We start from the raw sequence: 15,837 nt of genomic DNA, 5'->3' as shown, positions 1-15,837 counted from the left end.
CAGGGTTGAAGAAAAGTGACGGCAATACGTCGGAAGCAATCGGCAGTCATAGTTATCAGGGCAGGATGTCGACGTGTCCCGGCATCGTCCGTCCGCCTCCGGTCCGACTCGTCGGCCGGGGCCGTCCTGAGCAGAGTGGGAGGGCCGGTGACCGCGGCGACCCTGTTGACCCCTGCCAGCACCTCGGCGACTCCGGAAGGCCCGCCGAACGGGCTGGTGGCCCGCGCCGACGAACGGTCCTACGTCCGGGTCCTGGTCGTGCTGGACACCACCATCCTCATCATCGCGCTGCTCGTCGGGTACGTCGGCCGGTTCGGGGACGAGGAGCCGGTCGGCTCCAAGATCCCGTACGTGCTGGTGGCGCCGGGGTTGGTCCTGGCCTGGCTGATCTCCCTCAAGGCGCTCGGCTGCTACGACGACCGGGTCGTCGGCTACGGGGCGGACGAGTACCGGCGGGTCAGCTCGGCGAGCCTGCGGCTGGCCGGCGCGATCGCCATCGCCGGCTACATCGCCGACGTCGGCGTCTCCCGGGGTTTCCTCGGCATCTCGTTCGCGGTCGGCACCCTCGGGCTGGAGGTGACCCGGTTCGTCGCGCGCAAACGCCTGCACCGGGCCCGCTCGAAGGGCGCCGGCTGGTCGCGCAAGGTGCTCGTGGTCGGCGACACCGCACACGTCCTGGAGTTGGTGCACACCCTGCGCCGGGAGCCGTACGCCGGCTATCAGGTGGTCGGCGCGTGCATCCCCGACGCGCTGCTCGCTCCGGTGGCCCAGCGACTCGGTGACGTGCCGGTGGTGGGTTCGTTCCGGGGCATCCCGGAGGCCGCCACCGCGATCGGGGCGGACACGGTCGCGGTGACCGCCTCCGGTGAGCTGACGGCGGCCCGACTGCGTCGGCTCGGTTGGCAGTTGGAGGGGACCGGCGTCGACCTCGTCGTGGCACCCGCGCTTACCGACGTGGCCGGCCCGCGCATCCACACCCGTCCGGTCGCCGGGCTCCCGCTGATCCACGTCGAGGCGCCCGAGTTCCGCGGTGCCCGCAAGCTGGTCAAGGGGTTCGTCGACAGGTCCGCGTCGTCGCTGGCGTTGGCGTTGCTGCTGCCGCTGATCGCGGTCATCGCGGTGGCCATCAAACTGGACAGCCGGGGGCCGGTGCTCTTCCGCCAAGTCCGGGTGGGCCGGGGCGGGCAGGAGTTCGGCGTGTTCAAGTTCCGGACGATGGTGGTCAACGCCGACGCGCTGCTCGCCGAGCTGGCGACCCGCAACGAGACCGACGGCCTGATGTTCAAGATGCGCGACGACCCCCGGGTGACCCGGGTCGGCCGGCTGCTGCGCAAGTGGTCGCTCGACGAGCTGCCGCAGCTGGTCAACGTGCTGCTGGGCCAGATGAGCCTGGTCGGGCCGCGTCCGCCGCTGCCCTCGGAGGTCGCCCGCTACGACGGTGACGTGGCCCGGCGGCTGCTGGTCAAGCCCGGCATGACCGGGCTGTGGCAGGTCAGCGGCCGGTCCGACCTGAGCTGGGAGGACGGCATCCGACTCGATCTCTACTACGTGGAGAACTGGTCGCTCGCCGCCGACCTCACCATCCTCTGGAAGACCGCCGGCGCGGTGCTGAACAGCCGCGGCGCGTACTGACCGCCGCCGTTCACTCCTGCGGGCCGGTCCAGTCCAGGCAGACCACCACGGCGTCGTCGACGAGGTCGCCGGCCACGAACGCGCGCAGGTCGCCGATCAGCGACCGTACGGCGTCCAGCGGCTCCATCGGGCCCGTCCGGCGCAGGAACCGGTCCAGTGCCGTCTCGCCGTAGCGCACGCTCTGCCCGGTGGCCTCCACCACGCCGTCGCTGACCACGAAGAGCCGGTCGCCGCGTTCCAGCGTGAACGTCTGCTCGTGGTAGTCGGTCGCCTCGAACATGCCGAGCGGGAACTGCGCCTCCAGCGGTTGCTCGGTGACCTCCCCGTGCCGCAGCAGGACGAGCCGTGGCGAGCCGGCGTCCACCACTGTCATCGTCCCGGAGCGCAGGTCCAGCTCCATCAACAGCACGGAGAGGTGCCGCTTGCCCCGGTACTCGTCGTAGATGGCCTGGTCGGCGAGGGCTGCCTGATCACCCAGACCGAGGCCGGCCCGGCGGGCGTTGCGCAGCGCGTGGGTGGCCAGCGACGTGAGCAGGGAAGCCGCGACGCCCTCACCGGTTCCGTTGACCGTGGAGAGCCAGAGCTTCTGCCCGTCGTCGGACCAGTCGAAGCTGTCCCCCCGCACGGCGTACGCCGGCTCCAGCTGCCCGGCCAGGCTGAACGAGGGGCGGATCCGGCTGCGGCCGGGGAGCAGGTCCCACTGCATCTCGGCGGCCAGCGTGAGCCGCTGGCTGCGCCGCGCGACGCTGTAGACGTCGGTGCCGGGGGAGACGGCCGCCAGCTCGTGCGCGAGCGCGGTGGCGATGTCGGCCAGCTCACCGAGCACGGCCGGGTCGTCGGCCACCGGCGCCAGGCGCAGGACGCCCCGCCGTTCGCCGCGCATGCTGACCGGCACCCAGGCGGTGCCGTCGACCAGCAGAGGCGACTGGTGGTCGAAGGCACGCCAGGCGGGGTGTCCGGCGCCCCGCAGGGAGTCACCCTCGGTGAGTGGCAGCAGCTCCGAGAGGCGGTAGTCGACCTGGTACAACTCCGCTTCGGTGATCCCGTACGCCTCGTCGAGGATCCCCCCGATGCCGCCCACGAGACGGTCGGCGGGTGTCTCGTTCAGGGTACGTCGTGCCCGATTGACCGGTTCGCTCATCAGGCCTCCTTGATCAAAGCTCGACGACCAGTGGCTTCGGAGTACTCTCGGGCCACCATGGCCGAAGAACACGGTCCACCGGACCCTGCGACGAGTATGGCTGCCGCATTGGACGCGGCGGCGGGTGCCCTGTTGGGCGTATGGGATTCCGCCCGGGAGGCGACCGCCAGCCGGGTCTCCGGAGCCCAACTACGGGCTGTGATGGTGGTCGAGCAACACGACGGGATCAACCTACGCCGGCTCGCCACCCGCCTGGACATGTTGCTCAGTTCCGCCAGCCGGCTCTGCGACCGCCTGGTGGCGGCCGGCATGCTGGAGCGCGAGCCGGGCCGCTTCGACCGGCGGGAGATCTCCCTGCATCTCACCCCGGAGGCCCGTCGACTCCTCACGGAGCTGCGCGCGGACCGCCAGAAGCGGATTTCCGCCGTGCTGGCGGCGATGACGCCGGCAGGCCGGGCCGCCCTGGTGAGCGGGATGCGGGAGTTCGACGACGCCGCCCGTCGGCAGCAGGCCCGAAGCGGCTCGGCGCCGGATGACGGGGACCGGCCGCCGGGGCGGGACGACTGGCCGGACGACGCGGACCCGCGGGACCCGGACCGGCCCACCAGGCCGGCGAGGGACTCGTCGGAGCACCCGGAGCCGTCGACCCGAGCGGTGTGGCAGAGCGGCCCCGAGCGGGCGGTGGGCCCGGCCCGCGAATGGCCCAGCGGTGAACCGCCGGTGGCCCGGACCGCCTGACTCAGGCCGGCGTCGACGCGCACACCGCCAACATGGCGATGTCGTCGTGCGCCTGCCCGCCCAGCCATTCGTCCACCACCTGGAGCAGCCTGTCGACAAGCGCGGCCGGAGGCAGCCCGGCAGCGGCGGCGAGCGCGGCGCGCAGCCGCTGCGCACCGAACTTCTCGGCGTGGATCGGCCCGCCGTTCGCCTCGGTCACCCCGTCGGTGTACGCGAGGAGCAGGTCGCCCGGGTCGAGGTGCACCCGGGCCTCGGCGAACCGGGCGTCGGCCAGCGCGCCGACCGGCATTCCACCCACCGGAACCGGGACCACCGAACCGGCGGCGGTGACCAGCAGCGGCGCGGGGTGGCCGCCGCCGGCGATCCGGATGTCCACCCCCGCCGGCCCGCGCTCCAGTGACCCGAGCAGCAGGGTGGTGAGCTGGCTGCGCCGTGCGGCGTCGGGCGCGTCGAACAGGGTGCGGTTGAGCAGGTGGATCAGCTCCAGCGGTCGCTGCTCGACCAGTCGCAGGGTCTGCAGCGACTGGCGGACCCGGCCGGTGAGCACTGCCGCCCCGACGCCCTTGCCGGACACGTCGCCCAACGCGAACAGCGCGCCCCGCGCGTGCGGGAAGACCTCGTAGAAGTCGCCGCCGATGCGCAGCGTGTCCCCGGCGGCCCGGTAGCCACCGGCCATGCGCACACCGGGCACCGCCGGCAGCTCCGGCGGGAGCAGGCTGGTCTGCAACACCCGGGCCAGGTGGGCCTGCTCGCCGTACAGCTCGGCGGCGGCCAGCGCCGCGCCGGCCCGCGCGGCGAACTCGCGGGCCAGCTCGACGTCGCGTGGATCGAAGCCGGCCCGCCCGGCACGGCGGACCAGCACCAGCGCGCCGGCCGACCCCCCGGAACCGGGCATCGGGCTGACCAGCACCGCGCCCGGCGGGCCGAACCCGGCCGGAAGCACCGCGCTCAGGTCCGCGGCCTCGGCGTCCCGCCGAGGGCTCGGCTCGGTGGCTACGCCGTCGAGCGCCTCGCTGAGGCCGGGGACGGCGTCGGCCAGCTCCGGGCCGGCGACCCCGGTGACCGGCGCGGGGTCACCGTCGGCGTACCGCGTCCAGCGCGGGTGCGGCTCGGCCGGCGCGGGCGGCCGGAGCACCGCCACGGCCGCGTCGGCCAGGTACGGCACGGCGAGGGTGGCGGTGGAGCGGAGCGTCTGGTCCCGGTGCAGGGACAGCCCGAGCCGGCTGCCGGCCTGGGCGAGGAACGCCGTACGGGAGCGTTCGGCCAGCAGGGCGTCGGTGCGGGCGTGTTCCTCGGTGACGTCCCGGACGTACCAGGCGTACCGGCTGCCGGCGAGCTGCCGTCGACCACCCCGCAGGTGCCGGCCGTGGTGCTCGGCGTCGAAGCTCTCGGCGCCGTCCCGGACGGCCCGGGCCAGTGCCGCCACCTGACACTCGGACAGCTCGACGCCCGCGACGATCTCCGGGAGCAGGTGGGCGGCCCGGGCGTTGACGAGGGTGACCCGGCCGGTCTCGTCGGTCGTCAGCACGGCCTCGGCGAGCCCGTCGAGCAGTTCGCGGGCCAGCGGCGAGTCGGCCGGCAGCGCACCGCCGCCGGATTGGCGGGTCGGTCGGCGCGACGCCTGCCCGTCGCCGTCGACCGGACCGGCGATGCCGCCCCGTCGGGTCGTGGTCACGGCCCGACGCCGCCGGGTGTCCGACGACCTGTACGCATGCTGCTCCCGGCTCCTCGCCTGCCGATCGTTGCTCGACGGCAAGCGTACCGAGCCGTACCGACGCACGCCCAGAGCGCGTCAGGCGGAGCGGTTCAGCCAGCCTGCGGGGCGGGCGACGATCCGCCGTACCACCGAGCCGGCCGCGCCCACGGCTGCGGCCTCCGGACCGAGGGTCGAGGGCCGGACCGTTACGGGTGACCAGGCGGCGGTGAGCACCCGGGCCGCGATCTCGGCGAGCACCGGCGGGCACAGCCAGGGCGCCAACGGGGCGTACCCGCCGCCGAGCACGACGGTGTCCAGGTCCAGCAGGTTGACCACGCCGGCCACCGCCACCCCGAGTGCCGTACCGGCGTCGTGCAGCGCCCGCAGCGCGGCCGGGTCACCGGCCTCGGCCAACTCGGCCAGCCGCGCCGTCGCGGTGTCCGCGGGAAGCTCCGCGCGTACCAGCCCGGCGCCGGCCACGATCGCCTCCTGGCCGGCGTACTGCTCCAGGCAACCCTGCCCTCCGCAGCGGCACGGACGGCCCTCGGGGTGGACCGGGAGGTGGCCGATCTCGCCGCTCCAGCCGCGTACGCCGCGGAACAGCGCGCCGTCCAGGACGATCCCCGCGCCGATGCCGACCTCGCCGGAGATGTGCAGGAAGCTCGCCGGGCCGGGCGGGCGGGAGTGCAGCTCGCCGAGCGCCGCGAGGTTGGCCTCGTTGTCCACCACCAGGGCCGGTACGCCGGGCACCTGATCGGTCAGGGGCGGGTGCCCGCTGAGCAGTTCGGGAACCGCGACGTCGCGCCAGCCGAGGTTCGGCGCGAGCCGGACCAGGCCGGCGTCGTCCACCAGGCCGGGTACGGCGAGCGCGGCTCCGGCCAGGGTGAGGCCCTGGCGGGCCGCGTCGGCGCGGGCCTCCCCGGCCAGGTGGACGAGGCGGGCCAGCGCGTCGGCGGGGGCGACCGGGCGCAGGTCGGCCCGGTGCACGGTGCGGTGCCGGACCTGGCCGGCGAGGTCGACGACGCATACCGTCAGGTAGTCGACGTTGACCTCCAGGCCGAGCCCGGCCGGGCCCTGGTCGGCCAGGACCAGCCCCCGGGCCGGCCGTCCGGCGCCCGCCCGGGGCGCCGGGTCGGCCTCGCTGACCAGTTGGCCCGCGAGCAGGTCCTCGACCACCGCCGAGACGGTGGCTCGGGTCAGGCCGGTGGCGGTGGCCAGGTCGGCCCGGGACGGGGGGCGGTCGGCGGCGGCGATCCGGCCGAGAACCAGGGCGAGGTTGAGCTCGCGGAGGCTGCCCTGACGGGCTGCGCCGGCCGGGGCGTGGGTGGGGCTCACCCCTTGACAGTGCCATAGGGCGGGCAAATAATTCAATCGCTGAACAAATACCTGACATCACCACCCCGGAGGTCCCTCATGGCACCCCGTCCCACCCCCGCCGACAAGTTCTCCTTCGGGCTCTGGACCGTGGGCTGGCAGGCCCGCGACCCGTTCGGCGACGCGACCCGTCCCGAGCTCGACGCGGTCGAGGCAGTGCACCGGCTCGCCGAGCTGGGCGCGTACGGCATCACCTTCCACGACGACGACCTGATCCCGTTCGGGGCCGACGCCGCGACCCGCGATCAGCACATCGCGCGGTTCCGCAAGGCGCTCGACGAGACCGGCCTCGTGGTGCCGATGGTGACCACCAACCTCTTCACCCACCCGATCTTCAAGGACGGCGGCTTCACCAGCAACGACCGCGACGTTCGCCGCTACGCGCTGCGCAAGGTGCTGCGCCAGCTCGACCTGGCCGCCGAGCTGGGCGCGAGCACCTTCGTCATGTGGGGTGGCCGGGAGGGCTCCGAGTACGACCTCGCCAAGGACGTCCAGGCCGCCCTGGACCGCTACCGCGAGGCCGTCAACCTGCTCACCCAGTACTCGATCGACAAGGGCTACAACCTGCGGTTCGCCCTGGAGCCCAAGCCCAACGAGCCGCGCGGCGACATCCTGCTGCCCACCATCGGCCACGCGCTCGGCTTCATCTCCCAGTTGGAGCACCCGGAGCTGGTCGGCCTCAACCCGGAGGTCGGGCACGAGCAGATGGCCGGGCTCAACTACGCGCACGGCATCGCCCAGGCGCTCTGGCAGGGCAAGCTGTTCCACCTGGACCTCAACGGCCAGCGGGGCATCAAGTACGACCAGGACCTGGTCTTCGGCCACGGTGACCTGATGAACGCGTTCGCCCTGGTGGACCTCCTGGAGAACGGCGGTCCGAACGGCGGGCCGGCCTACGACGGGCCCCGGCACTTCGACTACAAGCCGTCGCGCACCGAGGACATGGACGGGGTGTGGGCGTCGGCCGCGGCCAACATGAGCACCTACCTGCTGCTCAAGGAGCGCGCCGCGGCGTTCCGTGCCGACCCCGAGGTCATCGAGGCGCTCGCCGCCAGCAAGGTCGGCGAGCTGAGCACGCCGACGCTCGGCGACGGCGAGGGCTACGAGGAGTTCCTGGCCGACCGGTCCGCGTTCGAGGACGTCGACGTGGACGCGGTGGCCGCGCGGGGCTTCGCCTTCGTCCGGCTCAACCAGCTCGCCGTCGAGCACCTGCTCGGCGCTCGCTGAGGCCCCGCCATGCCGTTGGTCGCAGGCGTCGACTCGTCCACCCAGTCGTGCAAGGTGGTCATCCGGGATGCGGAGACCGGCGCTCTGCTCCGGCAGGGCCGGGCACCGCACCCGGACGGCACCGAGGTCGACCCGGAAGCCTGGTGGCAGGCGCTGCGCAGCGCCGCCGACGAGGCCGGCGGGCTGACCGACGTCGCGGCGGTCTCCGTCGGCGGCCAGCAGCACGGCATGGTCTGCCTCGACGAGGCGGGCCGGGTGGTCCGCCCGGCCCTGCTGTGGAACGACACCCGCTCCGCCGACGCCGCCGCCGACCTCATCGAGGAGGCCGGCGGCGGCTCGGCCGGGCGGCGGTTCTGGGCCGAGGCAACCGGCAGCGTGCCGGTGGCGAGCTTCACCATCACCAAGCTGCGCTGGCTGGCCCGGCACGAGCCGGATCTGGCTGCCCGGGTGGCGGCCGTCTGCCTGCCGCACGACTGGTTGACCTGGCGGCTCGCGGGTGCGCCGGGGCTGGCGGGGCTGCGGACCGACCGGGGTGACGCCAGCGGCACCGGCTACTGGTCTCCGTCCACCGGTTCCTACCGTCTGGACCTGCTGGAACGGGCCTTCGGCCGGCAGCTCGTCGTGCCCGAGGTGCTGGGCCCGGCGGAGTCGGCCGGCACGCTGGCCGACGAGCTGGGTGGGGGTGGCGCGCTGCTCGGCGCGGGCACCGGCGACAACGCCGCCGCCGCGTTCGGCGTCGGCGCGGGCCCCGGTGACGTGGTCGTCTCGATCGGCACCTCCGGCACGGTGTTCAGCGTGGCCGACGTGCCGGCCGCCGACGAGAGCGGCGCGGTGGCCGGCTTCGCCGACGCGTCGGGCCGCTTCCTGCCGCTGGTCTGCACGCTCAACGCCGCCCGGGTGCTGGACGCCGCCGCCACGATGCTGGGCGTCGGCCTGGACGAGCTGGCCGAGCTGGCGCTCTCCGCGCCGGCCGGCGCGGACGGGCTGGTCATGGTGCCCTACCTGGAGGGTGAGCGGACGCCCAACCGACCGCTCGCCACCGGCGCGGTGCACGGGCTGACCCTGCGCACGTCGACCCCCGCGCACCTGGCCCGGGCCGCGGTGGAGGGCATGCTCTGCGCGCTCGCCGACGGCCTGGACGCGCTGACCGCGCAGGGTGCCACCGTCCGCCGGGTCATCCTCGTCGGCGGCGGGGCACGCTCGGCCGCGGTCCGCCGGATCGCACCGCAGGTCTTCGGCTGCCCGGTGGTCGTCCCGCCCGCGGGGGAGTACGTGGCCGACGGCGCCGCCCGCCAGGCCGCCTGGGTGGCCCTCGGCGGTCCGACGCCGCCGCAGTGGGAGATCAAGGGCACCGAGGAGTACGCGGCGGAGCCCGTCCCCGCCGTCCGCGACCAGTACGCCGCGGCCCGCGGACTGGTCCTCGATCGCCGCTGATCCGTCGGAGTCGACGCGGGTGGGAGCCGACCGGCACCCACCCGCGTCGCGACGTGCGTACCGGAGTCTGGTTGGCTGCCCGTCATGAGCGTGACCAGTGGCGGGCCCGGCCAGCGCCGGCGGGGCCGGGGCGGCGGCCGGGCGCACCGGCTGTACAGCGTCGCGGTGTTCGTGCTGCTCGCCTCGCTCGACAACGTGGCGATCGGGCTCGTCCCACCGCTCTACAAGCCGATCGCCGGCGCGTTCGACGTGTCGGGGCGGCTGCTCGGGCTGGTCACCGCCGTCAGCTTCCTGGTCAGCGCGGTGGCCGCGGTCGGCTGGGCGTACGTCGGGGACCGGAGCAACCGCAAACCGCTGCTCATGGTGGGCACACTGCTCTGGGCCGCGGGCACCGGCGGTAGCGCGTTGGCCGGCGGGTACCTCACGTTCCTGGCCGCCCAACTCGTCGCGGCGGTAGGTCTCGGCGCGGTCGGCTCGGTGGGCTTCTCGGTGGTCACCGACCTGATCTCGCCGGCCCGGCGCGGGCTGGTGATGAGCTTCTGGGGGCTCTCCCAGGGCGTCGGCACGCTCGCCGGCACGCTGGTCGGCGGCCTGCTCGGCGCGGCGGACTGGCGGCGGCCGTTCCTGCTGCTGACCGGGGTGGGCCTGGCCGCCACCGTGGCGTACCTGTTCACCTACGACGTCCGGCGCGGCCAGAGCGAACCGGAGTTGGCCGACGCGCTGGACGCCGGCGCGGACTACGACTACCGGATCAGCCGGGCCGACGTGCCGAGAATCCTGGCCCGGCGGACGAACCGGTGGCTGATCCTGCAGGGCCTGACCGCGCAGGCGGCGTTCGGCTCGCTGGTCTGGCTGCCGGTGCTGTTCGCCGAACGGGCCGAGGCCCAGGGCTACTCGGAGTCGACAGCAGTGGTGGTGGGGAGCGTCTTCGCCACGCTGTTCCAGCTCGGTGGTGTGCTCTCCATCGTGGGTGGGCTGGTCGGCGACGCGGTGCAGCGGCGTACCCCCCGGGGGCGGGCCCTGGTCGCGGCGGTCGGCATCCTCGCGGCGCTGCCGTTCTACCTGGTGTTGTTCTTCGTGCCGGTGACCATCGACGTGCCCGACGGTGGCAGCGCCGGCGCGGTGATCGGCGCGGTGCTGTCCAGCGTGGTCACCGAGCCGTCGGTGGGCCTCAGCCTGCTCACCGCCGTGGTGGCGCTCGCGTTGACCTCGGCCAACTCGCCGAACTGGTTCGCGCTGATCGCCGACGTGAACCCACCCGAGCACCGGGGGACCGTCTACAGCCTCGGCAACCTGGTCAACGGGGTCGGCCGGGCGGCCGGCAACGGGCTGGTCGGCGTGGCGTTCCAGGGACTGCGCGCGGCCTTCCCGCCACCGCTGAACTTCGCCGTCGGGCTGGCCGCGTTCCAGCTCTTCTTCATTCCCACCGGCGTCATGTACTGGCTCGCCTCGCGAACCTCACCACGGGACATCGACAACGTCCACAACCTGCTCCACACCCGCGCCAACCGCCTCTAACCCCGTCACCCACCCACCCCGCGATCTTGCACTTTCTGTCCCGACAATATGGGCGAAGTGCCTCATACCATCGACCGAAAGTGCAAGATCGGCGCGGGGTAGGTAGGTCAGGCGTGGAGCCAGACCGTCACGTCGGTCGGGATCGCGGACTGGTCGTCCAGGGGTGCGCTGGAGGCGAGCACCTCGGCGTTGGCCGGAACCGGCACCGGCGTGTCGCCGAAGTTGGTCAGGACCGTCAGCTCGCCGTTGCGGAAGGCCAGCACCTCGTCGTTGGAGGACAGCCACTCCAGCGTGCCCCGGCCCAGGCCGTGCGCGCGGCGCAGCCGCAGGGCCGAGCGGTACAGCTCGTACGTCGAGCCGGGCACGTCGCGCTGCCGGTCCAGCGCGTACTCCGCCCAGGACGGCGGTTGCGGCAGCCAGCTGGCGTCGGTGGGCCCGAAGCCGTACGACGGGGCATCGGCCTCCCACGGGATCGGCACCCGGCAGCCGTCCCGGCCCCGCTGGGTGTGCCCGCTGCGCGCCCAGGTCGGGTCCTGCCGGGCCTCGTCGGGCATCGTGGTGTGCTCGGGCAGGCCCAGCTCCTCGCCCTGATAGAGGTACGCCGAGCCGGGCAGGGCGAGCATCAGCAGGGTGGCCGCTCGGGCCCGGCGCAGGCCGAGCGCGGCGTCCGGCTGCGGGTCGCCGATGCCGATGCCGTTGGGCCGGCCGCCGCCGATGGCCAGTCCGAGCCGCGAGGCGTGGCGTACCACGTCGTGGTTGGACAGCACCCAGGTCGTCGGCGCCCCCACCGAGTCGGTCGCCTCCAGGGAGCGGGTGATCACCGCGTACTGGGCCGGCGCGGTCCAGGAGGCGAGCAGGTACTCGAAGTTGAACGCCTGGTGCATCTCGTCCGGGCGGACGTAGCGGGCCAGCCGCTCGGCCGGCTCCACCCACGCCTCCGCGACCAGCACCCGCTCGCCGGGGTAGCTGTCCAGGACCCGCCGCCACTGGCGGTAGATCTCGTGGACGCCCTCCTGGTCCCACATCGGCGGGCGCGGCTTGTCCACCTCGTTGCCGGAGAGGATCTCCTGGGGCTCCTGCCAGTTGGCCAGGTCGGCCTGCTTGACGAGGCCGTGGGCCACGTCGACGCGGAAGCCGTCCACCCCGCGGTCCAGCCAGAACCGCAGCACGTCCAGGAACTCCTGGTGCACCTCCGGGTTGTCCCAGTTGAGGTCCGGCTGGCCGGTGTCGAACAGGTGCAGGTACCACTGGCCGGGTCGGCCGTCCGGGTCGACCGTCCGGGTCCAGGCCGGCCCGCCGAAGACGCTCTGCCAGTCGTTCGGCGGCTGGTCACCGGCCGGGCCGAGGCCGTCGCGGAAGATGTACCGGGACCGTTCCGGGCTGCCCGCCGCGGCGGTCAGCGCGGCCTGGAACCAGCGGTGCGCCGACGAGGTGTGGTTCGGCACCAGGTCGACGATCACCCGCAGGCCGCGGGAGCGGGCCTCGGTGATCAGCTTGTCCGCGTCGGCGAGCGTGCCGAACAGCGGGTCGACGTCCCGGTAGTCGGCCACGTCGTAACCGGCGTCGGCCTGCGGCGACGGATAGAACGGGGAGAGCCACACCGCGTCCACGCCCAGCTCGACGAGGTGGTCGAGGCGGGCGGTGATGCCCGGCAGGTCACCGATGCCGTCGCCGTCGGAGTCGGCGAACGAGCGTGGGTAGATCTGGTAGATGGCGGCCTCGGTCCACCAGCCGGTGGTGGTCTGCTGAGTCGGGTCGGTGTTCAGTGTCGTCTCCTGTGTCGTGCTGCGGTTGATGTGTCAGTGTGCCCGCGGCGGCGCGGTGGACTCGCGGACCACCAGCCGAGTGGGCAGGATCACCGGCGTGTCGCCGTCGGCGGTCCGTTGACCGATGATCGGGCTCAGGTTGCGGGCGCCGAGCGGGTCGAGCAGCATCCGGGCGGCCAGCCGGCCCTGTTCGGCGGCGGGCTGGGCGACGGTGCTGAGCCCGAGCACGCCGGCGAGGTCGTGGTCGTCGATGCCGACCACGCTGACGTCCTGCGGTACGCGCAGCCCGGCGTCGCGCAGGGCGGTCATCGCGCCCATCGCCATCTCGTCGCAGGCGGCGACGATCGCGGTCGGCGGAACACCGCGGGCCAGCAGTTCGGCGGCGGCCCGGTTGCCGCCGTCGATGGTGAACGACGACTCGACGTCCAGGCTCGGGTCGGGTCGCAGGCCGGCGGCCCGCAGCTCCGCCTGGTAGCCCCGGCGCCGGTCGAGGTGGGTGGTGAAGGCCAGCTCGTCGTCGGGGTCCCCGGAGATGTGCGCGATCCGCCGGTGGCCGAGGTCGAGCAGGTGGCGGGTGGCCATCCGCGCGGCGGCCACGTCGTCGATCCGTACGCACGGCCAGTTGGGCACCCGGCTACCCGAGCTGATGGTCACGCCGGGCAGGTCCAGGGTGGCCAGCGCGGTCAGGTCCGCCGGGCGCAGCGGTGTGGCGACAAGCATCATGGCGTCGACCCGCTTGTGCAGGTTGGCGGTGCGCAGCACCCGCTGGCGGATCTGCTCCCGACCGCCCAGGTTGTAGAGCAGCAGGTCGTAGCCGGAGTGGTGCAGATACTCCTCGACGGCCTCGACGACCGTGCTGAAGAACCAGCGGGTGATCCGGGGTACGACCACCGCGACCGTGCCGGTGCGGCCACCGGCGAGCCGGGACGCGCTCGGCGACACCGCGTAGTCGAGCTGCTCGGCGGCGGCGAGGACTCGGCGTCGGGTGGCGGCCGAGACCGTCGGCAGCCCGCGTAGGGCCCGCGAGACGGTTGCCGTGGAGACCCCGGCCAACCGAGCCACATCATCAATCTTCGTCACGGTTCCCCCGCTCGATACCCCTCGCCCGCCGCCGCCTTCAGGGGCCGGGCGGCGGCGGGCAGACGGGTCAGCCCTTGACGCTGCCGGCGAGCAGACCTCGCACGAAGAAGCGCTGCAGGGACAGGAATACGACGAGCGGAACAACGATCGAGACGAACGCTCCGGCGGTCAGTCGCTGCCACTCGTTGCCCCGCGTACCGGCCATCTCGGCCAGACGGACCGTGAGCGGGGCGGTCTCGTTGCCGCCACCGGCGAAGATCAGCGCGACCAGCAGGTCGTTCCAGACCCAGAGGAACTGGAAGATGCCGAACGCGGCCAGGGCCGGGGTGATCAGCGGCAGCACGATGGTCCGGAAGATCTTCGGGTGGGTGGCCCCGTCGACCCGGGCCGCCTCCATCAGGTCTCCGGGGAGTTGCGAGATGAAGTTGTGCAGCAGGAAGACCGCGAACGGAAGCGCGAAGCAGGTGTGCGCGAACCACACCTGGGCGAACTTCTGTTCGTCGACCAGGTCCCAGGCCGGCATCAGGGTGACGCCGCCGAGGGTGACGCCTGTGGAGAAGAACTTCAGCAACGGCACCAGGGCCATCTGCAGCGGGACGATCTGCAACGCGAAGATCCCGATGTAGAGCCAGTCCCGTCCGCGGAAGTTGATCCACGCCAGCGCGTACGCGGCCAGGGATGCGAAGGCCAGGGGGAACAGCACCGACGGGATGGTGATCGCCAGCGAGTTGATGAAGTAGCTGGCGAGCTGCCCCGACGACGAGGATCGCCCGAACAGGACCTGCTGGTAGTTCTCGAAGGTGAACTGCGGGTTGGTGAACGCCGTCCACCAGCCGGTCGTCTTGATCTCGTCCTCCGGGCGGAGGGAGGAGACGAACAGACCGAAGGTCGGGATGGTCCAGACCAACGCGATGACGATCGAGACGAGCGTCGCGGTGCGGCTGTTCAGGCGCTTGCGGACCCGACCGGCAGTGGTGGTCGGAGTGCCCTCGGTCTGCTGTGCGCCGACGGCGACGGTGGGCGTTGCGGTGGTCATCTGCCCTCCCGCTGTTGACGGAGGTTACGGATCTGGTAGATCACGACCGGGATGACCAGGATGAAGAGGAAGACCGCGAGCGCGGAACCCCGCCCGTTCTCGCCGTACCGGAACGCCTGGTTGTACATCTCGTTGGCGATCACACTCGTGTCGTAGTTGCCGTTCGTCGAGGTCCGGACGATGTCGAAGACCTTGAGCGTGGCGATCGTGAGGGTCACCACCACGACGATCAGCGCCGGCCGGATGCTCGGCAGGGTGATCTGCCAGAACATCTGCCACGGGCTGACACCGTCCAGCCGGGCGGCTTCGACGATGTCGCCGGGGATGGCCTTGATCGCGGCGGAGAGCACCACCATGGCGAAGCCGGCCTGGATCCAGATCATGATGACGATCAGCAGCAGCGTGTTCAGGGGTGATTCGAGCAGCCACTGCTTGGGCTCACCACCGAGGCTGACGACGATCTGGTTGAGCAGGCCGATCTGGTCGCCGTCGCCGCGGTACGCGTAGATGAACTTCCAGATGATGCTCGCGCCGACGAAGGAGATGGCCATCGGCAGGAAGATCAGCGACTTGGCCACTGCCTCGAACCGGGCCTTGTCCACCAGCACGGCGTAGATCAGGCCGAACCCGGTCGCCACCAGGGGGACCAGGAGCACCCAGACCAGGGTGTTGATCAGGACTCGGACGATCGAGTCGTCGGAGAACATCCAGCCGAAGTTGTCCAGCCCCACCCACTCCGTGCTGGTCCTGTTCATCAGGGAGAGCAGCAGAGTGCGGATGGCCGGCACGACCAGGCCGATGGCGAGCAGCAACAGCGTGGGCAGCAGGAAGAAGAACGCGAAGATTCCTTCCCGTGGCCGCGTTCGGCGGGGGAGGGGAGCTCCACTCGCCGAGGCGGCGACGAGCTGCGCCTCCCGTCGCCGGGCGAACCAGGCCGGCACCGCGTCGAGCAGCAGGAGTAGACCACCCACCACCAGCACGAAGGCGACCAGCCCGTACATCAGCATGAGGAGCTTCGGCTGCTCGTCGGCGAAGTCGAACTCCATCAACCCTCCCTTCCGGGTCCACCTCGGCCGGTGGCCCGGTCCGCGCTCGCGGACCGGGCCCCCCCCCGGGTCCCCCTGGGCGCCTCTCGCGGTAAACGGGGGTCGGTAGGCTGACCGGCATGAAGGTTGCTGAGCGCTTCGGTCCCGGT

At 72.7% G+C, this 15,837-nt stretch carries 12 protein-coding genes; 5 read left to right on the top strand and 7 right to left on the bottom strand.

Features of this window, described 5'->3' with window-relative positions:
* Window positions 1-147 precede the first annotated feature (147 nt).
* A complete protein-coding gene (locus ACLQ27_RS07345; protein ID WP_357496077.1) occupies window positions 148-1,632 on the top strand; it encodes a sugar transferase in 1,485 nt (494 codons plus the stop codon).
* Window positions 1,633-1,642: 10 nt separating this feature from the next.
* Here ACLQ27_RS07345 and ACLQ27_RS07340 read toward each other — a convergent pair whose 3' ends face one another.
* Window positions 1,643-2,773 (bottom strand): PP2C family protein-serine/threonine phosphatase, encoded by a 1,131-nt coding sequence (locus ACLQ27_RS07340; RefSeq protein WP_357496079.1) that lies wholly within the window; start codon window positions 2,771-2,773, stop codon window positions 1,643-1,645.
* 96 nt (window positions 2,774-2,869) lie between these two features.
* On the opposite strand from ACLQ27_RS07340, the gene ACLQ27_RS07335 reads away from it, so the two are divergent.
* The gene (locus ACLQ27_RS07335; RefSeq protein WP_425866033.1) at window positions 2,870-3,511 is read left to right on the top strand and encodes a MarR family winged helix-turn-helix transcriptional regulator; all 642 of its coding nucleotides are present in this window, start codon (window positions 2,870-2,872) and stop codon (window positions 3,509-3,511) included.
* 1 nt (window position 3,512) lies between these two features.
* Here the strand turns inward: ACLQ27_RS07335 and ACLQ27_RS07330 are convergent, their stop codons facing one another.
* On the bottom strand, window positions 3,513-5,186 hold the full coding sequence (locus ACLQ27_RS07330; protein WP_357496083.1) for a SpoIIE family protein phosphatase: 1,674 nt from the start codon (window positions 5,184-5,186) through the stop codon (window positions 3,513-3,515).
* 117 nt (window positions 5,187-5,303) lie between these two features.
* The gene (locus ACLQ27_RS07325) at window positions 5,304-6,542 is read right to left on the bottom strand and encodes an ROK family transcriptional regulator (RefSeq protein ID WP_234582077.1); all 1,239 of its coding nucleotides are present in this window, start codon (window positions 6,540-6,542) and stop codon (window positions 5,304-5,306) included.
* A gap of 78 nt (window positions 6,543-6,620) precedes the next feature.
* Here ACLQ27_RS07325 and xylA point away from each other — a divergent pair, with 78 nt between their 5' ends.
* The 3 genes from xylA to ACLQ27_RS07310 all read left to right on the top strand — a co-directional run bounded on the left by xylA (window position 6,621) and on the right by ACLQ27_RS07310 (window position 10,760).
* The gene (xylA, locus tag ACLQ27_RS07320; protein WP_234582078.1) at window positions 6,621-7,808 is read left to right on the top strand and encodes a xylose isomerase; all 1,188 of its coding nucleotides are present in this window, start codon (window positions 6,621-6,623) and stop codon (window positions 7,806-7,808) included.
* A gap of 9 nt (window positions 7,809-7,817) precedes the next feature.
* Window positions 7,818-9,242 (top strand): xylulokinase, encoded by a 1,425-nt coding sequence (xylB, locus tag ACLQ27_RS07315; protein WP_234582079.1) that lies wholly within the window; start codon window positions 7,818-7,820, stop codon window positions 9,240-9,242.
* An 84-nt stretch (window positions 9,243-9,326) separates the two neighbouring features.
* The gene (locus ACLQ27_RS07310) at window positions 9,327-10,760 is read left to right on the top strand and encodes an MFS transporter (RefSeq protein WP_425866030.1); all 1,434 of its coding nucleotides are present in this window, start codon (window positions 9,327-9,329) and stop codon (window positions 10,758-10,760) included.
* Between the two features lie 107 nt (window positions 10,761-10,867).
* Here ACLQ27_RS07310 and ACLQ27_RS07305 read toward each other — a convergent pair whose 3' ends face one another.
* From ACLQ27_RS07305 to ACLQ27_RS07290, 4 genes are all read right to left on the bottom strand, one after another.
* Window positions 10,868-12,526: a glycoside hydrolase family 13 protein gene (locus tag ACLQ27_RS07305; RefSeq protein ID WP_425866804.1), complete on the bottom strand. Its 1,659-nt coding sequence runs from the start codon at window positions 12,524-12,526 to the stop codon at window positions 10,868-10,870.
* 33 nt (window positions 12,527-12,559) lie between these two features.
* Complete coding sequence (locus tag ACLQ27_RS07300; protein WP_234582081.1) at window positions 12,560-13,606, bottom strand: LacI family DNA-binding transcriptional regulator; 1,047 nt, start codon at window positions 13,604-13,606, stop codon at window positions 12,560-12,562.
* Between the two features lie 67 nt (window positions 13,607-13,673).
* Window positions 13,674-14,642 (bottom strand): carbohydrate ABC transporter permease, encoded by a 969-nt coding sequence (locus tag ACLQ27_RS07295; protein WP_357496088.1) that lies wholly within the window; start codon window positions 14,640-14,642, stop codon window positions 13,674-13,676.
* Window positions 14,639-15,688 (bottom strand): carbohydrate ABC transporter permease, encoded by a 1,050-nt coding sequence (locus ACLQ27_RS07290; protein ID WP_357496090.1) that lies wholly within the window; start codon window positions 15,686-15,688, stop codon window positions 14,639-14,641. The genes ACLQ27_RS07295 and ACLQ27_RS07290 overlap by 4 nt, the downstream gene beginning before the upstream one ends.
* Window positions 15,689-15,837 lie beyond the last annotated feature (149 nt).

The sequence above is a fragment of the Micromonospora sp. DT63 genome, assembly GCF_049841615.1.
Taxonomy (GTDB): Bacteria; Actinomycetota; Actinomycetes; order Mycobacteriales; family Micromonosporaceae; genus Micromonospora.
This window is presented reverse-complemented; position numbering and strand designations above follow the sequence as displayed.

Bases quoted from the DNA above. Each gene is read 5' to 3' on its own strand.
- xylB (WP_234582079.1), top strand. From the start codon at position 7,818: ATGCCGTTGGTCGCAGGCGTCGACTCGTCCACCCAGTCGTGCAAGGTG.
- ACLQ27_RS07290 (WP_357496090.1), bottom strand. From the start codon at position 15,688: ATGGAGTTCGACTTCGCCGACGAGCAGCCGAAGCTCCTCATGCTGATG.
- ACLQ27_RS07295 (WP_357496088.1), bottom strand. From the start codon at position 14,642: ATGACCACCGCAACGCCCACCGTCGCCGTCGGCGCACAGCAGACCGAG.
- ACLQ27_RS07335 (WP_425866033.1), top strand. From the start codon at position 2,870: ATGGCTGCCGCATTGGACGCGGCGGCGGGTGCCCTGTTGGGCGTATGG.
- xylA (WP_234582078.1), top strand. From the start codon at position 6,621: ATGGCACCCCGTCCCACCCCCGCCGACAAGTTCTCCTTCGGGCTCTGG.
- ACLQ27_RS07340 (WP_357496079.1), bottom strand. From the start codon at position 2,773: ATGAGCGAACCGGTCAATCGGGCACGACGTACCCTGAACGAGACACCC.
- ACLQ27_RS07310 (WP_425866030.1), top strand. From the start codon at position 9,327: ATGAGCGTGACCAGTGGCGGGCCCGGCCAGCGCCGGCGGGGCCGGGGC.